General features: G+C 65.5%; 17 protein-coding genes. 12 read left to right on the top strand and 5 right to left on the bottom strand.

The genetic code is table 11. The features are described from left to right. The first annotated feature begins 8 nt into the window (after positions 1-8). From R2770_06935 to R2770_06925, 3 genes are read left to right on the top strand one after another with little or no spacing between them, the layout of a single operon-like run. Complete coding sequence (locus R2770_06935; protein MEZ5280190.1) at positions 9-851, top strand: TauD/TfdA family dioxygenase; 843 nt, start codon at positions 9-11, stop codon at positions 849-851. After that, positions 848-2,275, top strand: a complete 1,428-nt coding sequence (locus R2770_06930) for an amidase (GenBank protein ID MEZ5280189.1) — start codon at positions 848-850, stop codon at positions 2,273-2,275. Before R2770_06935 ends, R2770_06930 begins: the two co-directional genes overlap by 4 nt. After that, positions 2,276-3,487 carry an acetyl-CoA C-acetyltransferase gene (locus tag R2770_06925; protein ID MEZ5280188.1) on the top strand — a complete coding sequence of 404 codons (1,212 nt, stop codon included), beginning with the start codon at positions 2,276-2,278 and terminating at the stop codon, positions 3,485-3,487. 39 nt (positions 3,488-3,526) lie between these two features. Here R2770_06925 and R2770_06920 read toward each other — a convergent pair whose 3' ends face one another. Then, a complete protein-coding gene (locus R2770_06920; protein MEZ5280187.1) occupies positions 3,527-4,708 on the bottom strand; it encodes a mandelate racemase/muconate lactonizing enzyme family protein in 1,182 nt (393 codons plus the stop codon). Positions 4,709-4,744: 36 nt separating this feature from the next. On the opposite strand from R2770_06920, the gene R2770_06915 reads away from it, so the two are divergent. Next, positions 4,745-5,827 carry a proline racemase family protein gene (locus R2770_06915; GenBank protein MEZ5280186.1) on the top strand — a complete coding sequence of 361 codons (1,083 nt, stop codon included), beginning with the start codon at positions 4,745-4,747 and terminating at the stop codon, positions 5,825-5,827. Here R2770_06915 and R2770_06910 read toward each other — a convergent pair. The 3 genes from R2770_06910 to R2770_06900 form a co-directional block, all read right to left on the bottom strand. Then, positions 5,755-7,725, bottom strand: a complete 1,971-nt coding sequence (locus R2770_06910; protein MEZ5280185.1) for an EAL domain-containing protein — start codon at positions 7,723-7,725, stop codon at positions 5,755-5,757. The genes R2770_06915 and R2770_06910 overlap by 73 nt on opposite strands. After that, a complete protein-coding gene (locus tag R2770_06905) occupies positions 7,725-8,162 on the bottom strand; it encodes a hypothetical protein (protein ID MEZ5280184.1) in 438 nt (145 codons plus the stop codon). Before R2770_06905 ends, R2770_06910 begins: the two co-directional genes overlap by 1 nt. Before the next feature lie 87 nt (positions 8,163-8,249). Further along, a complete protein-coding gene (locus R2770_06900) occupies positions 8,250-9,158 on the bottom strand; it encodes a LysR family transcriptional regulator (protein MEZ5280183.1) in 909 nt (302 codons plus the stop codon). A 69-nt stretch (positions 9,159-9,227) separates the two neighbouring features. Here R2770_06900 and R2770_06895 point away from each other — a divergent pair, with 69 nt between their 5' ends. The 8 genes from R2770_06895 to R2770_06860 all read left to right on the top strand — a co-directional run bounded on the left by R2770_06895 (position 9,228) and on the right by R2770_06860 (position 18,068). Next, positions 9,228-10,538, top strand: a complete 1,311-nt coding sequence (locus R2770_06895) for an inositol-3-phosphate synthase (GenBank protein ID MEZ5280182.1) — start codon at positions 9,228-9,230, stop codon at positions 10,536-10,538. A 100-nt stretch (positions 10,539-10,638) separates the two neighbouring features. Continuing rightward, positions 10,639-11,445 carry a DUF4397 domain-containing protein gene (locus R2770_06890; protein ID MEZ5280181.1) on the top strand — a complete coding sequence of 269 codons (807 nt, stop codon included), beginning with the start codon at positions 10,639-10,641 and terminating at the stop codon, positions 11,443-11,445. 38 nt (positions 11,446-11,483) lie between these two features. Continuing rightward, positions 11,484-12,269: a class F sortase gene (locus tag R2770_06885; GenBank protein MEZ5280180.1), complete on the top strand. Its 786-nt coding sequence runs from the start codon at positions 11,484-11,486 to the stop codon at positions 12,267-12,269. A 74-nt stretch (positions 12,270-12,343) separates the two neighbouring features. Next, positions 12,344-12,898: a sigma-70 family RNA polymerase sigma factor gene (locus R2770_06880; protein MEZ5280179.1), complete on the top strand. Its 555-nt coding sequence runs from the start codon at positions 12,344-12,346 to the stop codon at positions 12,896-12,898. After that, positions 12,885-13,583 (top strand): anti-sigma factor, encoded by a 699-nt coding sequence (locus tag R2770_06875; GenBank protein MEZ5280178.1) that lies wholly within the window; start codon positions 12,885-12,887, stop codon positions 13,581-13,583. The genes R2770_06880 and R2770_06875 overlap by 14 nt, the downstream gene beginning before the upstream one ends. Continuing rightward, positions 13,580-14,356, top strand: coding sequence for an exodeoxyribonuclease III (locus tag R2770_06870; protein ID MEZ5280177.1), 777 nt, complete (start codon positions 13,580-13,582; stop codon positions 14,354-14,356). Before R2770_06875 ends, R2770_06870 begins: the two co-directional genes overlap by 4 nt. Positions 14,357-14,523: 167 nt before the next feature. After that, complete coding sequence (locus tag R2770_06865; GenBank protein MEZ5280176.1) at positions 14,524-17,112, top strand: 5'-nucleotidase C-terminal domain-containing protein; 2,589 nt, start codon at positions 14,524-14,526, stop codon at positions 17,110-17,112. 86 nt (positions 17,113-17,198) lie between these two features. Continuing rightward, on the top strand, positions 17,199-18,068 hold the full coding sequence (locus R2770_06860; GenBank protein ID MEZ5280175.1) for an alpha/beta hydrolase: 870 nt from the start codon (positions 17,199-17,201) through the stop codon (positions 18,066-18,068). Between the two features lie 18 nt (positions 18,069-18,086). Here the strand turns inward: R2770_06860 and R2770_06855 are convergent, their stop codons facing one another. Beyond that, positions 18,087-18,998: a sucrase ferredoxin gene (locus R2770_06855; protein MEZ5280174.1), complete on the bottom strand. Its 912-nt coding sequence runs from the start codon at positions 18,996-18,998 to the stop codon at positions 18,087-18,089. Positions 18,999-19,005: the final 7 nt, after the last annotated feature.

Below are 19,005 nucleotides of genomic sequence, written 5' to 3'. Positions count from 1 at the left end.
TCTCGCAAATGGCGTTGGAAGTGATACCCAGCGGCCAGGCGTGCGGCGCCACGGTGCGCGGCCTCGACCTGACCGAGCAGCTCGACGAGGCGACCGTGGCCGAAATCCGTTCGGCCTGGCTGCAGCACAAGGTGTTGGCGTTTCCCGGACAACCGATCAGTGACGACGACCTCGAACGGTTCACCCTGTATTTCGGGCCGTTCGGCCAGGAACCCTTCTTCGAGCCCATCGACGGGCGTCAACACATAGCGGCGATACACCGCCGAGCCGACGAGACCTCACCACTGTTCGCCGAGAACTGGCACTCCGACTGGAGCTTCTTGGCGTCGCCGCCCGATGGCACCTGCCTGCTGGCGCGGATCATTCCGCCACATGGCGGCGACACGCTCTATACCAACCAGGTGGCTGCGCTGGCGGCGATGCCGGCCGAACTGAGAGCCCGCATCGACGGCAAGATCGGCATCCATTCAGCCAGGGGCGGCTATGCGCCGGATGGCACCTACGGCGAAAACGATGCCGACGACCGCGCCATGCGCATCGTCTACAACGACAGTGCGTACGCAACCCAAACCCACCCCCTGATCAGGGTTCATCCAGAGACAGGCGACGAGACACTGTTCTCGGCCCTCGGCTACATCATCGGCATCGAGGGAATGGACGACACCGAGGCCCGGTCGCTGCTGGCCGAGGTGTACGCCTGGGAAACCCAGGAGCGCTTCCACTATCGGCATAGGTGGCAGCCCGACATGTTGGTGATGTGGGACAACCGATGCCTGCTGCACCGCGCCACCGGCGGTTACGACGGTTACGAGAGGCTCCTGCATCGCACCACCATCGGAGCCAATCGATGACCCAACTGTGGCAGCTGAGCGCCACCCAAGCCGCGGCGATGATCCGTGCCAAATCGGTGAAGCCATCCGAGGTGGTCGCCGCTGCAATCGGCAGGGCCCAGGCGACCAACCCCGCACTCAACGCCATCACCATCGAGCTCTACGAGGAGGCGATGGAGGCGGCCGCCGCTGCCGACGAGACCGTGGCATCCGGCGATGCTGTGGGCCCGCTGCACGGGGTGCCTGTGACCATCAAGGAGAACGTCGACGTCGCAGGCCAGCCGACCACCAACGGCGTCAGCGCGCTGGCAGGCGTCATCGCCACCGAGGATTCGCCGGTGGTGGCCAGCCTGAAACGGGCCGGCGCCATCATCATCGGACGCACCAACACGCCCGAGTTCTCCATGCGCGCCACCACCGACAACCCGCTGCGTGGTCCAACCCACAACCCATGGGATCGTGATGCGTCGCCCGGCGGGTCCTCAGGAGGAGCCGGCTCGGCGTGTGCGGCCGGCATGGGACCGTTGCATCACGGCAACGACATCGCCGGCTCGCTTCGCATCCCGTCGTTTGCCAACGGGGTGGCCACCATCAAACCGACGTCGACGCGCGTGCCCCGATACAACGCCACCGCTGTGGCCGAGGGTGGTGCGCTCGCTCAGGCCATGTCGGTGCAGGGCATCATCACCCGACACGTCAGCGACATCGAACTTGCCACCAGGGTGCTGATCGAACCCGACCCGCGCGATCCGCTCCACGTAGCGTTGCCATGGGACGGGCCCGACCTGGGAGCCAAGCCGACCGTTGCCTTCACCACCGAGTCCGCCGGCTATCCCATACACCCCGGCATTGTCGAGCTGGTCGAGCGCACGGTGGCGATGCTTGCCGATGCCGGCTACGAGGTGGTGCACGCCGACCCGCCGCCGGTCATCGACGCGGCACGGGGATGGTTCTCGGTGGCCAGCACCGAGATGAAGACCACCCTCGACCCGGTGCTGCGCCAGGTGGGCTCGCAAGACATCATCGACATCTTCGACAACTACTTCGCGTTGTCCGAGTTGCTCGACCTCGATGCCTATGTGAAAGGGCTGGGCGACCGCACCCGCATCTTGCGCCAATGGAACCTGTTCCTCGACCGCTACCCGCTGCTGATCACCCCGTTCCTGATGCGACCCCTGTACGACCTCGACTACGACACTCGCGGCCTCGACGCCGTCGAGGATCTGTTGGGCGCGGCCATCTACAGCGCGGGCATCAACTTCCTGGGCCTTCCCGCCGGTGTGATGGGGCTCGACCTGGTCGAGGGTCGGCCGGCCGCCGTGCAGATCGTCGGGCGCCGTTTCCGCGAGGACCTCATCTGCCAAGCGATGCAGGCGGTAGAGGACCGCAACGGCATTCTGTGCCATCGTCTCTGGGAACGCGAATCACAATCCTTGGGGAGTTAGATGAGCACCTTTGGTCGAGACGCAGTGATCTGCGAGCCGCTCCGCACGCCGGTGGGCCGCTTCGGCGGCATGTTCCGTGATGTGCCCGCTGCGAAGCTGGCGTCGACGGTTATCGAGGCTCTGGTGGCCCGCACGGGCATAGACCCGGCCGGGGTCGACGATGTCATCTTCGCCCAGTGTTATCCCACGGGCGAGGCTCCGGCCATCGGGCGCGTTGCCGCACTCGACGCCGGGTTCCCGGTCGAGGTCCCCGGAATCCAAATCGATCGACGCTGCGGGTCTGGGCTGCAGGCCATCGTCTATGCGGCGATGATGGTCCAGACCGGGGCCGCCGAGATGTGCATCGCAGGTGGCGCCGAGTCCATGAGCGGCGCAGAGTTCTACGCCCTCGACATGCGCTGGGGCGCGGGCAACCAGGGTGTGCACCTGCACGACAGACTCACCCGGGGTCGCGTCACCGCTGGTGGCCAGTTCCACCCGGTTCCCGGCGGCATGATCGAGACCGCCGAGAACCTGCGCAAGGACTATTCGATTCCGCGCCAAGAGCAGGACGAACTGGCGGTGCGCAGCCACTTGCGGGCCGTGGCCGCCCAGACAGAGGGTCGTTTCGCCGACGAGATCGTGCCCGTCGAGGTGGGCGATGGTGTCATCGACGCCGACGAGCACCCCAGGGCCGACAGCTCGGTCGAAAAGCTGGCCAAGCTGAGGCCCATCATGGGGCGCCAGGACCCCGACGCCACCGTCACCGCAGGTAACGCCTCGGGTCAAAACGACGGCGCCTCGGCCTGCATCGTCACCACCATGGACGAGGCCGAGAGGTTGGGTCTCAAGCCCTTTGCCCGCATCGTGTCGTGGGGCCTCGCCGGCGTCGACCCGGCTCGCATGGGCATAGGCCCGGTGCCGGCCACCACAAAGGCGCTCAACCTGGCCGGCCTGTCCATGGCAGACATGGACCTGATCGAGCTGAACGAGGCATTCGCGGCCCAGGTGCTGGCATGCACACGCGCCTTCCAGTTCGGCTCTGCCGATTTCGACCGCTTGAACGTGAACGGTTCTGGCATCTCGCTGGGCCACCCGGTGGGCGCCACCGGAGGGCGCATAGCCGCGACCCTGCTGCGCGAGATGGACCGCCGCCAGGTTCGCTACGGCCTCGAGACCATGTGCATCGGCGGTGGCCAGGGCATTGCGGCCGTCTTCGAGCGCACCACCTGACGGGCACCACATAGCTGTCGGCGCGCATCGGCCTGGGCGTCAGATGCGGTAGCGCTCGAGGGCTTCGGGGTTCAGCTCGATGCCTATGCCCGGTCGGTCGGTCAACAGGAGGTCGCCGGCTTCCCACTCGAAGGGTTCGACGACGATCTGGTCGAAGAATCCTCTCGACTTGTAGATGCTCTCCTGGATCAAGAAGTTGGGTATGGCCGCGTCCAGTTGCATGGCCGCTGCTGTAATAACAGGGCCGCCCCAAACGTGGGGCGCCAGCAGCACATAGTGCGGCTCGGCCAGTGTCGCGATCTGTTTGCCTGCGGTCAGGCCCCCGCAGCTGCCCATGTCAGGTTGGGCGAACGCGCACGCCCCAGCTGCGAACAAGCGCTGGAAGTCGTGTACGTGAGACAGCCGCTCGCCGGTTGCGACCGGAATCGATGTCGAGGCAGCGATCCGCGCCATCTCGTCCATGTTCTCGGGCGGGCACGGCTCTTCGAGCCACAGCGGATCGTATTTCTCGAGCCGGGCCGCCAGGCGGCGAGACACCGACGGGGTGATCTGGCCGTGGGTGCCTATCAGGATGTCTGCGCGGTTGCCGACCGCCTCGCGGATGGCGGCGATCACCGCCTCCGAGCGGTCGTATACCTCGGGGGTCAACTCGGTGGGTTCGATCGGCAGCCCGCCCGGCAGCTTGAACGGCACAGGGTCGAGCTTCACGGCGGTGAAACCCTCGTCGATTATTCGCGCTGCCACCTCGCCCACCTTTGACGGTTCGCGCGACCAGTTGCGGGTCGAGGCCGACAGATCGCCCTCGGCGTCGAGGTCGTACAGATATGTGTAGGTGCGGATGCGTTCGCGGAATCGTCCGCCCATCAGATCGGCCACGGGCGCGCCGAAGTGTTTGCCGCATATGTCCCACATGGCGACATCGAAGGCGCTGATGATGCCGGCGAGGAAATAGTCGGAATGCTGCGACGACAGGCCGTTGTACATGCGCTTGTTGAGGACTTCGCGGTTCAGCGGATCCTCGCCTTCGAGGTAGCGAGCGAACACCTCGGCGACGAGGGCCTCGTAGCTGCGGGGCATCTTGTAGAGCGAGAACAACACGGCCGTTTCGCCCCAGCCGACGATGCCGTCGTCGGTTTCGAGCCTGACGAAGAACCAGAAGTAGCCGCCGAAGTTTGGTGGTGGGGTACGAATGGCAAATGCTGTGGCCGACTTCAGCTTCATGGGTGTGCCTCCTGGGGTGCATCTAGTCTTGCCGACGTGTCGGCTGAGCTCGAATTCGTCACCGGACCCATCGAAATCGTCGGATGTCATGCCGAAGGCGAGGTCGGCGACGTCATAGTCGGGGGCGTTGAGCCCCCGCCAGGGGAAACCATCTGGGAGCAATCGCGCTGGGTGGCCAATGACGGCCGCTTGCGGAGCCTGGTTCTGAACGAGCCCAGGGGCGGTGTGTTTCGGCATTTCAACCTGCTGGTACCGCCCGTTTCGCCCGAGGCCGACGTTGCCTTCATCATCATGGAGCCCGAGGACACGCCGCCGATGTCGGGATCGAACTCGATGTGTGTGGCCACTGTGGTGCTCGAAACCGGAATCGTGGCGATGACCGAGCCGGTGACGAACCTGACGATGGAAGCCCCCGGTGGGCTTGTTCGGGTAGTGGCCCAATGCTCGAAGGGCAAGGTCACGTCGGTGCAGATCCGCAATGTGGCCTCGTTCTGCGCCGGAGTGGACCGGTCGCTGCATGTCGAGGGGCTAGCGACGTTGAGGGTCGATGTGGCGTTCGGCGGCGACAGCTTCGTGATGGTCGACGCTGCCGATCTCGACATCGACATCGTGCCCGACAACGGCAGGCGGTTGGCCGAGTTGGGCACCCGCATAACGGCCGCCGCCAACGAACAGCTCGGCTTCGGTCATCCCACGACCGACTGGTCTCACATTTCGTTCTGCCAGATCGCAGGACCCCTCCAACAGCAGGGCAAGGGCCGCTTTGCCATGACCAGCACGTCAGTCATCGAGCCGGGCAAGCTCGACCGCTCGCCGACGGGCACCGGCGTGTCGGCGCGCATGGCGTTGCTGCGCCACAAGGGTGTCATGCAGGTCGGCGATCAGCTGACCATGAGTTCGGTTATCGGCTCACAGTTCGTCGGACGGATCGAAGCCGACACAACGTTGGGAGGGCTGCCGGCCATCGTTCCCTCGGTCGAGGGACGGGCATGGCGCACCGGCACCTATTGCCACCAGGTCGACCCGTCCGACCCGTGGCCTTTGGGCTATCGGGTCTCCGACACCTGGCCCAACCGTGCCAGCACCTCGGCCACCGGCGCCGGCCTGCCGAACAGATAGCCCTGGCCATACCTGACGCCGAACTGGTACAGCAGCCTCGCCTGGCTTGTGGTCTCGATTCCCTCGACCACGATCTGCTGACCAAGCCGACGGCTCAGGTCGATCATGGTCTGGATGATGGCGGCCGTTCCGGCGTCGGTCTCCATCTCTGCTGTATACGAGCGGTCGATCTTGACGACCTGGATGGGCAGAAGCCTCAGATGATTCAGCGACGAGTAGCCGGTGCCGAAGTCGTCGATCGCCAGATGGATTCCCGAGGCCACCAACGAGTTCAGCGACATCAGCAGCTGTTCGTTGGCCTCGACGAACACCGTCTCGGTGACCTCGAGCACCAGATCGCTCGGCTCGATCGAGTGTCGGGCGACCGCCTGGTGCACCACCTCGGTGAAGGTGCTCGTTGCCAGCTGCACCGGCGAGACGTTGACCGATACCCGGCTCGGATGACCACATCGCGCCAACTTCGCGGACAGTCGGCAGGCCTCGTCGACGATCCAGATTCCCAGCGCGTGGATGAGTCCGCTGTTCTCTGCGATTCCGATGAACTCGGCCGGCGCCAGCACGCCCAGCTCGGGATGGTTCCATCTCACCAGCGATTCGAAGCCGATGGTCGCACCGGTTTCCAGCTCCACGACGGGTTGCAGGTACAGCTCGAAGCGGCCCTCGTTCAGCGACGTTCTGATCTCGGCTTCGTGGCGAAGCCGCCTGAGCACCCCGACCCGTTGCTCGGGGTCGAAGAACGCGTACCGGTTGCCGCCGGAGTGTTTGGCCTCGTACATGGCGAGATCTGCGTTGCTCACCAACTCGTGCGGGGGTGTTCGGCCCACCATCCCAATTGCTATTCCGATGCTGCAACCCAGCGATACCGGGCGCTGGTCGACAATGACGGGCCGGTGCAGCGACCTGAGAATCCGCGCCGCGATCTCGGCGGCCTGGGATCGGTCTTCGATTCCAACCGAGCCCACCACGAACTCATCGCCGCCCAACCTCGCGACGAAGTCGTTGGGGCGCACGTATTGCCTGATGAGCTCGGCCACCGCGGCCAGCAGTTCGTCGCCGAAGTCGTGGCCCATCCCGTCGTTGACGATCTTGAACTGGTCGAGATCGATGAAGAACAGGGCGACGCTGGTGCCGCCCTCTTGCGCGATGAGCCACTCGTGCAACGCCCGACGGTTAGGGAGTTCGGTCAGGGGATCGGTGAGGGCCTGCACCTTCAGCTGTTGCTGCAGAGCCAGGCTGTCGGTGATGTCCTCGACCGAGGCGATAACGCCCAGACGCTTCGACATGGTCGACACCGACCGTATGCGGAATCGACAGACCCGGGCCTCGCCGTGGGCATCGGTGACCTCGACCTCGATTTCGCTGTCTTCGCCCGAGCCGAGTGCCGCCTGGACCTCTGTCGCAAACCGGACGCGGCTCTCGAGCGGCATCCACTCGAGCTGTCTGATGGTGCTGTCATCGCAGCCGGTCAGTTCGTGCATCCACTCGTTGGCGAAGGCGACGTCGCCCTTCGAGTTCAGCTGCAGCACACCAACGGGTAGCGACGACGTCAGAGTCGAGAACTGAAGCTCTGTATCGCGCACCTTCGCAAGCGCCGTCATCTCGGCATCGATGTCGATCAGCTCGGACTCGACATAGGCCAGCGCTGGGTCGGCTAGGTGGCTGGTGTTGTGAACCTCGAACCAGCGGTAGGCACCCGAAACATCACGGTACCGAAGCCTCGTCGGTTCGCTGTCGGCGCCTCCCAGCATCGACAGCCAACCTTCGACGGCGCGGTCGAGATCGTCGGGGTGGATGAGCTTGGTCGCCGGTGTGCCGAGCAGGTCGTCGTTGGTCCAGCCCAGCAGAGTTGTGGTGTTGTCATCGACCCACACAAAGACAGCGCTCGCATCCCTTCGCATCAAGAGGCGCCGGGGCCTGGGGCGAGCCCCGGTCTGGAATCGGTGCGGGTATTGGCAGACTCGCCGCCGCGAACGAAGATCATCACGCCCCACTCGACGGTCATGTCGACCACGTGGAGCGGCATCGAACGTTCCACATCGACGAAGAAGAACTCGCCTGTGGCGTATCCGGTTCGGCGGGCCGCGCCGATCAAGGCGAAGACCCTCGCGTGCTGATCGCCCGACACCCGGTCTATTGGCCTGTGGTCGCTGGACTGGCTTGGCTTTATGGGCGTGAGACCCATCGCTGTGGCGTCGGTGGGAAGGTCGACGCGCTGGAACGAGGGGTCGAGGCCTTCCGCGTCGAGGTGCGAGGCAGCCAGCTCTTCGAGGACAGACCGGCGCTGCGCCGCGTCCCACCTTGTTGTTCCCACCGCCGCGGGTGCACGTTCGTTCATCGGACCGACCTGGGGAGTACTGGTCGACTCCTATCGGCAGTCTGCGTCCGCTTTCGACCCAAAGCGACCGCAACCCGGAACAGGCCGTCAGGAGCTGAGCCTGGTGTGTACCTCGGCCGCTGCTGCGGTCGGGTTGGCAGACTTTCGGCGCACGACGCTGAGGGTGCGCTGTGTCAGGGGTTCTGCCACCAGGCGTTGGAGGGGGCGTGGAGCCGTCTCTGCCTGCACCGCGGGCAGCACGACCATTCCCAGGCCTAGCGCGGCCATCTCCTTCAACACGTCTGGCTGATTCGATTCGGCGACGACGTCGTAGGCGGCGCCCAGTGTGCGCAGTGCAGCCGCGATCACCTGGCGCGTATGCGACGCAGCCGGAAAGCCAACCCAAGGCCCCCAGGTGCTTGCGTCGGCGGGGTCGACCGGTCGCCCCGTCGGCGCAACCGTCGCCCCGGCGTAGACGTGCAGGGGTTCGACGATGATGTCCGCGGCCTCGAGTTCACTACCGAACGATCGGGGTTTCACCGCCACAGCGATGTCGAGCGTTCCGGCTTCCAGTTGGGTCAACAGTTGGCTGCTGGGTGCGACGGTCAGGTGCAGTTCGACGTCGGGCGAATCGCGCCGGATTGCGTGCAGCGTGGGTGCCAAGTGGTGCACCGCGGCGACGTCGATCATGCCTACTCTGACGCGCCCCGTTCGGCCCTGGCCCGCTGCGTTGGTGTACGCGGCCAGGGCCGTCGTCTGGGCGACCACCAGGCGGGCGTGGGCCAGCACGGGTTCTGCCTCGTCGCGCAGCGTCACGGCCCGCCCCACGCGCTCGAACAGTTCCATACCCAGCTTGCGACCCAGTTCGGCCAGCCCCTGGCTGAGCGCCGAGGGCGACACGCCAAGTGATGCGGCCGCCTCCGCGTGGGTTCCGCTGTCGGCCGCTGCAACCAGGTACTCGAGCTGCTGAACGGTGATGTTCGGCAACAGGGGAGTGGAGCGGCCTTCGTTCACCATTGCGACACTATCGTGAAGTCATTGTGAACATAACGGCTTGACGATATTGAATCGCTTAGCTTTCGCCCCATGACAGAACGCACCGCACGCGAAATCGCTCCCGCCACCGGCAAGCTCGGCGTCCTCACCCCGGGCATGGGTGCCGTCGCTTCGACCTTCATCGCAGGCGTGATCGCCGCCCGTCAGGGCCTCAAGCCGCCTATCGGTTCGGTCAGCCAGATGGCCCACATCCGGTTGGGCCAAAAAGAAGACAGCCGCAACCCGCTGATTCGTGAGTTCGTGCCGCTGGCCGAGCTCGACGACCTCGTGTTCGGCGGCTGGGACCCGCTGTCGTCAAACGCCCTCGAGGCCGCGCGTACTTGTGGCGTGCTCGAAGAGCGAGACCTGGCACCTCTGGCAGCCGAGCTCGAGGGCATCGTGGCCATGGACGCGGTGTTCTCTCGCGAATGGGTCAGCCGTCTCGATGGGGTCAGGGTGAAGCCCCAGACCAACAAGTGGGACCAGGCCATGGCACTGATGGCCGACATCGAGGCGTTCCGCACCGAGAACGGCTGTGACCGGCTGGTGATGGTGTGGTGCGGGTCGACCGAGGCCTACTCCGAACCTGCCCCATGCCACGCCACCATCGAATCATTCGAACAGGGCCTGAAAGACGACGACCCCGCCATCGCCCCCAGCCAGATCTACGCGTATGCAGCGCTGCAGAGCGACGTGCCGTTCGCCAACGGTGCACCCAACCTGTCGGTCGATCTGCCCTGCATGATCCAGCTGGCCGAGCAGAGGGGAGTGCCCGTCGCGGGCAAAGACTTCAAGACCGGGCAAACCCTGATGAAGACGCTGCTGGCCCCGGGCCTGAAGGCTCGCATGCTGGGCATGCGCGGCTGGTACTCGACCAACATCTTGGGCAACCGAGATGGCGAGGTGCTCGATGCCCCCGAGAACTTCAAGAGCAAGGAAGTGTCCAAGCTGGGCGTCCTCGACACCATCCTTCAGCCGACGGTGTACCCCGACCTGTACGGGAACATCGACCACGTGGTTCGCATCAACTACTACCCGCCCCGCGGCGACAACAAGGAGGGCTGGGACAACATCGACATCTTCGGTTGGCTCGGCTACCCAATGCAGATCAAGGTCGATTTCTTGTGCCGCGACTCGATCTTGGCCGCGCCGATCGTGCTCGACCTGGCACTGTTCATGGACCTGGCGGCTCGCGCCGGCGAAAGCGGCGTGCAAGAGTGGCTCAGCTTCTATCTGAAGGCTCCTCAGCAGAGGGGCGAGGCCGACATCGAGCACGATCTGTTCATCCAGCAGACCAAGCTCAAGAACACGCTGCGCGAGTGGATGGGCGAAGAACCGGTCACGCACAGCGAAGCCGGCTGAGAAATTTCGCGTCCAGGTGCATCCAAGGAGAGTGGTCGCTGCGAAGTGAGGGGAAACAGGGTCGTGAACAGATCGGCCCGCTACCCGAAGGAACCCGCACATGCGACTCTTCAGGACCCTTTCGATGCTGCTGGTCGGCGCCTTGGTTGCCGCCCTCGTGTCGGCTACATCCGCCGGCGCCCAGGAATCACCACGGATCCATCTCCTGCACGGGATCCCCGACACCGACGTCGACGTGTACGTCGGCGGCTCGCCGGTGTTCGAGGGATTCGCGTTCGGCGACGCCCAGGACCTGTCGGCCTTTGCCGGCACCACGTTGACCGACATCGAGGTTCGCCTGGCGGGCACCGACACGGTCGCCATCAGTGTCCCGTCGCTGGCGCTGCCGTCGTCGGGTAACTACACGGCCATCGCCCACCTCGATGCCGAAGGCACACCGACCATCTCTGTGTTCGAGAACGACACCAGCACCATCGCTGCCGGCGAGGGTCGCCTGGTCGTGCGCCACACCGCTGCCGCACCCGAGGTAGACATCCGCGCCGGCGGCGCGGTGGCGTTCGCCGCGGTGCCCAACGGCGCCGAGGGTGCTGTCGATCTCGCCGCAGGTACCGTCACCGCCGACGTTGTCCCGGCCGGAGCCGACGAGCCCGTTGTGATCGGTCCCGCCGATCTGCCAATCGCCGAGGGTTCGTCGCTGATCGTCTACGCGGTCGGCTCGCTCGAGGCCGAGACGCTGACGGTTCTGACCGAGTCCATCGATGGTCTCGGCTCGGCGCCAGCTGCCGTCAACACCGGTAACAGCCCAGTATCCGACAGTGGTTCTGGCCTGGTCTACGCCGTAGCTGCTGCACTGATTGCGGCCACCGCAGCCTTCGGTGTGTTCCGCTTCCGTCGCGACACCATCTGATCGACGGATAACCCCGTCAAGACCCCACGACTCCTGCGATGAGACCCCGCATCTGGTTTCCGATCAAGACGGTCAGGTCTGCCCTGGCCCATGTATTGGCGATCGTCTTGGTGTTGGGAATCGCAGGGGTCGTGGTCAGGTCTCTCGTCGACCCCGCAGCGACGAGTGAGCGGTCAGCGGCAGGCTCTACGTCTCGTGGCATTGGCGAGAGCCTCCCGACGGTCCCGGCCGAGGTGCCCCGGCCGGGACCCCTGACCAACTCCGACAGTTCCGGAGACGCCAACGCCGATGACGAGTCGTCTCAGGCCGATTCGCAGGCTCTGCTGCTGGCAAACGCTGCGGTTCCGCTGCCCTCGAGGCTTGGTGTGCCCGAGGTCGACGAAGGCCCCGTGCCGGTGCGGATGGAGTTCGAAGATGTCGATGCCAGCGCAGACATAATTGCAGCTGGCGTGGACGATGCAGGCGAGTTCGATGTGCCGCCGGCATCGCAGATCGGTTGGTATCGGTTCGGACCGGCTCCAGGCCAGGACGGTTCGGCCGTTCTGGCTGCCCACATCGCCTTCAACGGCCGCGACGGTGTGTTCAGATACCTCGACGAGGCCGAGGTCGGCGACCGCTTCACAATCGAGTTCTCCGACGGGTCTGCCAGCGAGTTCGAGGTCACCGAAACGGCCCAGTACGCCAAAGACGATCTCCCCTCCGAACGTGTCTTCGCACGCAGTGGCTCACCATCGGTGGCGCTGATCACCTGTGGAGGCGCGTTCGATTCGGCCGAGTCGAGCTACGAGGACAACGTGGTCGTCTACGCGGAGCCGGTCCGATGATCGGGGGCGGTGTGGCGCTGGCCATCGCTCCGGACTTTGCACCACCGACCCTCGGCGCTGGGTATCGTTCTGGTGTGACCGACGCCGATCTCGACGAACTGGTCAGACGATTCGTCGCCGGAGATGCACAGGCCCTCGAGCAGGTCATCTCGGTGCACGGTGCCTCGATCCAGCGCTTCTGTAGCCGCTCGGTCGGACCAGACCACGCGGCCGACGTCGCCCAGGAGACATTTGTGGCGGCATGGCGGTCGCACCACAGGTTCGAACCGTCGCGAGGCGGGCTCGGCGGGTGGCTCACCGGTATCGCCCGCAACAAGATCAAGGACCACCTCCGCCGGCGAACGGTGGCCCTGGTGTCAGATCCGATGGTTCTGGAACCGTCGACGAACACTCACGCAGTGCCCGCCGACGACATCGACCGGCTGGCCGAGAAGATGGTGGTGGCCAGCGCCATCGAACAGCTGCCAGACCGGATGCGCAAGCATGTCGAGCTAGCGTTCTTCGGCGAACAAACCCACGATCAGATCTCCGAACTGACGGGTACTCCGTTGGGTACGGTCAAGAGCGACATCAGGCGCGGTCTGCAAAGGCTGCGAGCCGAGCTGGAGGGTCTCGATGCAACACTTTGACGACGACCGCCTGCTCGGCGCCCTGCGCGGCGGGCTCGACGAGCCTGCAGGTGATGAAGACCTCGAGTTTGCCGACCGGGTCGGCAGGCTTGCCCGTGACGCTCGGTCCGAAGGGTTGTTCGACCCCGCGCCCGCTATCGATGCCCGAGCGATGGCGGCCGCAGTTCATTCGGCAGTAGCGGCCGATGCCACCGCTCCCATGACCGAGGGGGCCGAGATCCTCGCCATGCGTTCGCGCCGGGGGATGGGATGGCTGAAGAGGCCAGGGCTGATCGGTGCGGCCGCGGCCGCGTTGGTGGTTGCCGCCGGCCTTGCAGCCATCGTGTTCAATGGCCAGGACGACTCGCGGCTGCTGGCCAGCGCCGACCTCGACCTGCTGGGCGACAGCGGAGGCGCCATGGCCGAGTTGATCGAAGTCGACGATCACCTCGAGATCCGGCTCGACACGGCTGGTCTCAGCGACCCGGCCGTCGCATCGGGCGATGGTTACCTCGAGGTATGGATGCTGGCTCCTGACGTGTCGGGCCTCATCTCTCTGGGGCCGGTCCGGGAGGATGGCCTGTATCGGCTGCCCGACGGGTTCAACCCCGCAACCATGCCGGTGGTCGACGTGTCGCTCGAGCATTTCGACGGTGATCCCACCCACTCGGGCAACAGCTTGGTGAGGGGCCAACTCGATCTGTGAGGGTCGTGACCTGGAACGTCAACTCGATCCGCAGCCGCACCAGGCGGCTGGTCGGGTGGGTCGAACGCAACTCGCCAGACGTTCTGTTGCTGCAGGAGACCAAGACCGCCGACGACAGCCTGGTGATAGGGCCTCTGGCCGATCTCGGTTTCGAGGTAGCCCATCACGGTGTCAATCATTGGAATGGTGTTGCCATCGCCAGCCGTGTGGGTCTCGCGGACGTGCAGCGTGGTTTCCCAGGACTCAACAGGCCGCCTTTCGACGAGGCCAGGGTGATCTCGGCGACCTGTGCCGGGATCAGGTTCCATTCGGTCTATGCCCCTAACGGCCGTACGCTCGACGACCCGCACTACCTGTTCAAGCTGGTGTGGCTCGAGCGTCTGCGTTCGGTGGTAAACCCCGGCGTCGCGACGTTTCTCGCCGGCGACCTGAACGTGGCGCCGTCCGACGCCGACATCTACGACCCCAAGCGCTGGCGCAACAAGACCCATGCTTCGCCACCAGAGAGGCAGGCGATCGGCGCGCTGGTCGACATGGGGCTGCGAGACGTCACCATCGAGTGGCTGGGAAACGACGGTGTCTTCACCTGGTGGAGCTACCGTCCCGGTCAGTTCGAGCAGAACCGCGGGCTGCGCATAGACCTGGCCCTGCTCGACCGGTCGCTGGCCGAACGGGTGCAACGGGTCGAAGTCGACACCCACGAACGGGGCACTCTGGAACTGTTCGGCGAGAAGCCCTCAGACCACTCTCCGTTGATAGTCGACCTGTTCTGATCGGCTCTTTGACGCTCTGCGCGCGCCGCAGCGGCGTGCCGCTCGATGGGTGGCGCGAGGTCCTCGCCGGTCTGCTTGAATGACCTCACGGGCCGCGAAAACGGCACCGACGCCCGAGGGCGCTGAGTCGCAAACGGGCGGCACACGAGACGACTCGAGGAGGAATCATGTCTCGATCCCGATCCGTTCGATGGAGGGTGTTGGTGGCAGCCCTTGCCGCTTCACTGCTCTCGGTACTGGTGGTTCCTGTAACCACTGCCGAGGGGGCTCCGCAGGCCTTGGGGGCACAGGCGGGCAGCGCAGCGCGCGGCTACGTAGCCGTCGACGCCGGCGGTGACGTGGCCACGTTCGGCTTGGTGTCCGACATGGGCGACCTCAGCGGTTTGGCTCTGAATCAGCCCATCGTCGGTGTCGAGGCGACTCCGACCGGTCGCGGCTATCTGATGGTGGCATCGGACGGTGGCGTGTTCACCTTCGGCGATGCCGAGTTCCAAGGATCGACCGGTGCAATGGTTCTCGACCAGCCGGTGGTCGGCATCGCATCGACCGCTTCGGGTGAGGGCTACTGGCTGGTTGCCGCCGACGGCGGAATCTTCGCCTTCGGCGACGCGGAGTTCTTCGGCTCGACAGGCGGAATGACCCTCAACGAGCCGGTGGTGGCGATGGCTCCTACCGCGTCCGGAATGGGCTATTGGCTGGTGGCCGCCGATGGTGGAGTGTTCACCTTTGGCGACGCCCAGTTCCATGGCTCGGCCGCCGGCACCGCCGGTGGTGAAGTAGTCGGAATCGCCGCCACCGCATCTGGTGATGGCTACTGGATCGCCGACGAAGACGGCAGGGTCTACGCGTTCGGCGACGCAGCCGATCCGCACGATCCGGCCGAGCAGGGCATCGCCAACCTGAACATCGTCGCCATCGATTCGACCGACGACGGCTCGGCTTGGCTGTTCGCCGACACCGGAGCCACCTATGGCCTCGGCGCAGCGTTCGGGCGTGGAGTAACCGCCGGAACCACAACCGGCGGGTTTGTCGGCGCGGCCCTTGTTCCCGATGGCGAGTTCACCCTCACCGTGCTGCACAACAACGACGGCGAGTCGGCCCTGAGCCCCGACGACGGCATCGGTGGCATTTCCCACTTCGCCGCCACGGTGGCCGCCGAGCGTGCCTCGGTCAGCGGGATGGACGGCACCGGTTCGATCCTGGTGTCGTCGGGTGACAACTTCCTTGCGAGCGCAGCGCTTTCGGCGAGCTTCGACAAGGGTGTGCCGTGGTACGACTCGATCGGCCTGAACCACATCGGCTACGACGCCTATGCATTGGGCAACCACGAGTTCGACTTCGGTCCCGATCGCACGGCCGAGTTCCTCAGTGGCTTCGACAGCGACCGCATGTTCTTGTCGGCGAATCTCGGTTTCGAGAACGAACCGGCCATGCAGGCGTTCGTCGAGTCTGGCCAGCTGGCACCCTCGACGGTGGTCAACGCAGGCGGTCGCAGCGTCGGCATCATCGGCATCACCACGCCGACGCTGCCGACGATCTCGAGCCCGCGCAACGTCACCATCAACGACGACGTTCCAGCCGTCATCCAGGCCCAAGCCAATGCTCTGCACGCTGCTGGCGTCGACATCATCGTCGTCATCAGCCATCTGCAGGACATCGACGCCGAGGTTTCGATGATCTCGGGGCTGCGCCACGTCGACGTTGTCGTGGCCGGCGGTGGTGACGAACTGCTGGCCAACGACGACGATGTGCTGGCCCCGGGTGACACGCCCGAGCGCGAGTACCCCATCGTCGCAACCGACGCCGATGGCAACACCGTGCCGGTGGTCACCACATCGGGCAACTACCGGTATCTGGGTCGCCTGGTCGTCAACTTCGACGGCATGGGCCACGTGACCTCGATCGAGGATGTGTCTGGCCCCGTTCTCGTCACCTCCGACGCCGGAACCGACGAGTTCATCCAGACCAACGTCGTCGATCCTGTGTCGGAGTACGAGGACGGTTTGGCGGCCAACGTGTTGGCGACCTCCGAGGTAGAGCTCGAGTCGGGCCGCGGCTCGACGTTCGGTGACACCGCTGGCAAGCGGGTCCAGGAGACCAACCTCGGCAACCTGTTCGCCGATGCTTTGTTGTGGCAGGGCCAGCAGCTCGCCGCCGATTACGGCGCCGACGTGCCCCAGGTCGCCATCCAGAATGGTGGCGGCATCCGCAACGACTCGTTCAGCGACGGGGTGACGCCGCCCTACGACATCACCCAGCTCGACACGTTCGACCTTGCGCCGTTCGCGAACTTCGTCACGGTCATCGAGGACCTCACACCCGGCCAGCTCGAGGACATCCTCGAACACGCTTGGGGTGAGCTGCCCGGTTCCAACGGCTCGTTCGCCCAGATCGCAGGCATGACCGTCGAGGTCGAGTTCGACCCGGCGACGGCACCTGTCGACGGTGGCGCCAACCCGTCGGTGGATGTCACAGACATCACCCTCGACGGTGGCACCCCGGTGCTGGTCAACAACGTTGCCCAGGCGGTCACGGTCGACCTGGTCACCATCGACTTCCTGGCCAATGGTGGCGACGGCTACCCGATTCCCGACGGGGCTTCGGTGGTGAAGCTGCCGGCCAGCTACCAGCAGGCTCTCGAGAACTTCATCTCGGGTGATTCTGGTGACGGTGCCCTCGGTGGCGCCGTGACTGCAGCCGATTATCCGGCGGTTGCCGTGGGCGGCGGTAGCCGCATCCTGGTGACCGTCCTGTAGGACCAAACCGATCCACAAGTCGAACCGGTGCCTGGTATCAACCTCGGTTGGTGCCAGGCACCGGCGCGCGTACCATCGACTTCTCGATGACCGAACTCGAGACGATCGAACACCCGGCAAGCGACGCAATAACCATCGTCGCCGACCTGAGGGGCCCCTCCGACGGACGGCCCATCCTGTTCCTGCACGGAGGCGGCCAGACCAGGCACTCTTGGGCCGCAGGAGCCGACAAGCTGGCCCAGGCCGGGTTTCGAACGGTTTGCATGGACTTCCGCGGGCACGGCGACTCGAGTTGGCACCCCGACGGACGCTACGAGCTGACCGATCACGCCGCCGACGTTCTGTCGCTGATCGACACCATGAACGAGCGGCCGGTGCTGGTCGGTGCTTCGCTCGGCGGAATCGTCGGCACCGTGCTGGAGGGCGCTGTGCGCCCGGGCTCGATTCGTGGCCTGGCGTTGGTCGACATCGTGCCGCGAATGAACGTCGCCGGAGCCGACCGCATCCTGGCGTTCATGTTCGAAAGGGCCGAAGAAGGTTTCGGTTCGCTCGAGGAGGTCGCGGATGCCGTGGCCGCCTACAACCCGCACCGCCCGCGCCCATCCAATCTCGAGGGGTTGAAGAAGAACGTGCGGTTGCGCAACGGGCGTTGGTACTGGCACTGGGACCCGAGGGCGTTCTCACACGCCGTGGGCGACGTCCGGACCATCGACAGACCAACCGTTCGCAGCGCCGATCGCCTGGCCGAGGCTCTTGCCGGCGTGTCGGTACCCGTCGTGTTGATTCGCGGCCGCCAAAGCGACATCGTCACCGACGCCGAGGTTGCCGACTTCCGGTCGGAGTTTCCCGACGCCGGCTACGTCGACATCTCGGGAGCCGGCCACATGGTGGCAGGAGATCAGAACGATCCGTTCACCAGGGCGGTGTACGACTTCGTGGTGTCGCTGGCGCCCTGACCTGCGCCCGACTGTGGCTTACAGGCCGATGTGGTCCAAGCTGCGGGTCTGGGTGGTCTTCCTCGCCTGATCCAGGGGTTGGCCGCAGGTCGGAACCGGCAGAACCGGGCCCGGGGCGACTGTGGCCGTCACCGTACGAGCACCTTCGAACACGACTGTGTCGCCGGTTCGAGTCCAGCTGCGTTCTGAATCGAGCCAGTCCCAGCCCAGGCGAGCGGCCGCAGCCACGTCGGCGAACTGGGCCGCAGGATCGTCTATCGCAACGCTGCCCCTCAGGTGGGCGACGGCGGTTTCTATCGCAAGCGATCGCGACAGCGCACCGAACACGAACTCGAGGTCGATGGCCCCCCAACACAGGCCATCTGGGAAGGTGATTGCGGTTGGCGCGAAACGATGGCCGCCCAGGTGGCTGGCGCGCCAGAATCGGGTGTTGTCGTCGGCGATGGCCTGCAACTGGGTGTACAGCAGGGTGCCGAACTTGCCGCAACAGCGATCGTGCGAGCCTTGCGTGCATACCAAGACGTCGTTGACCCCGGCGTCTATGGGGTCCATCTCGAGTTCGGCGCGGGCTGCGGCCACGACCGCGTGGGCCACCTCGGCAGCGTCTACCTGTGTCTGCCAGCCACGCATGGGTCCGGCGGTTCCCGATGCCGCCGCTTCGGGGTCGGCGACGCTGCTGGGGCCTCGTTCGTACACGATCACGCGGCGCGAAGCACCTTCCTGGCTGGACGAGTCGGCGATGGCCAAAAAGCGTGAGCTGTGCCGATCGAGTACCTCGAAGTCGATCTGTGCCGTTTCGGGGTGCGACCGGATGGGCTTGGGCCATGGCAGGTTGACCTCGGCCAGGATCCAGCGTTGGGCGCCGTTGGCGGTCCCGGCCATGGGCTCGCCTAGGGCTGCCGTCTGGGCGCTGCACATCAAGTCTGTCAAGGTCGGA

The organism is Acidimicrobiales bacterium (assembly GCA_041394185.1).
Classification (GTDB): Bacteria; Actinomycetota; Acidimicrobiia; order Acidimicrobiales; family Poriferisodalaceae; genus JAAETH01.
This window is presented reverse-complemented; position numbering and strand designations above follow the sequence as displayed.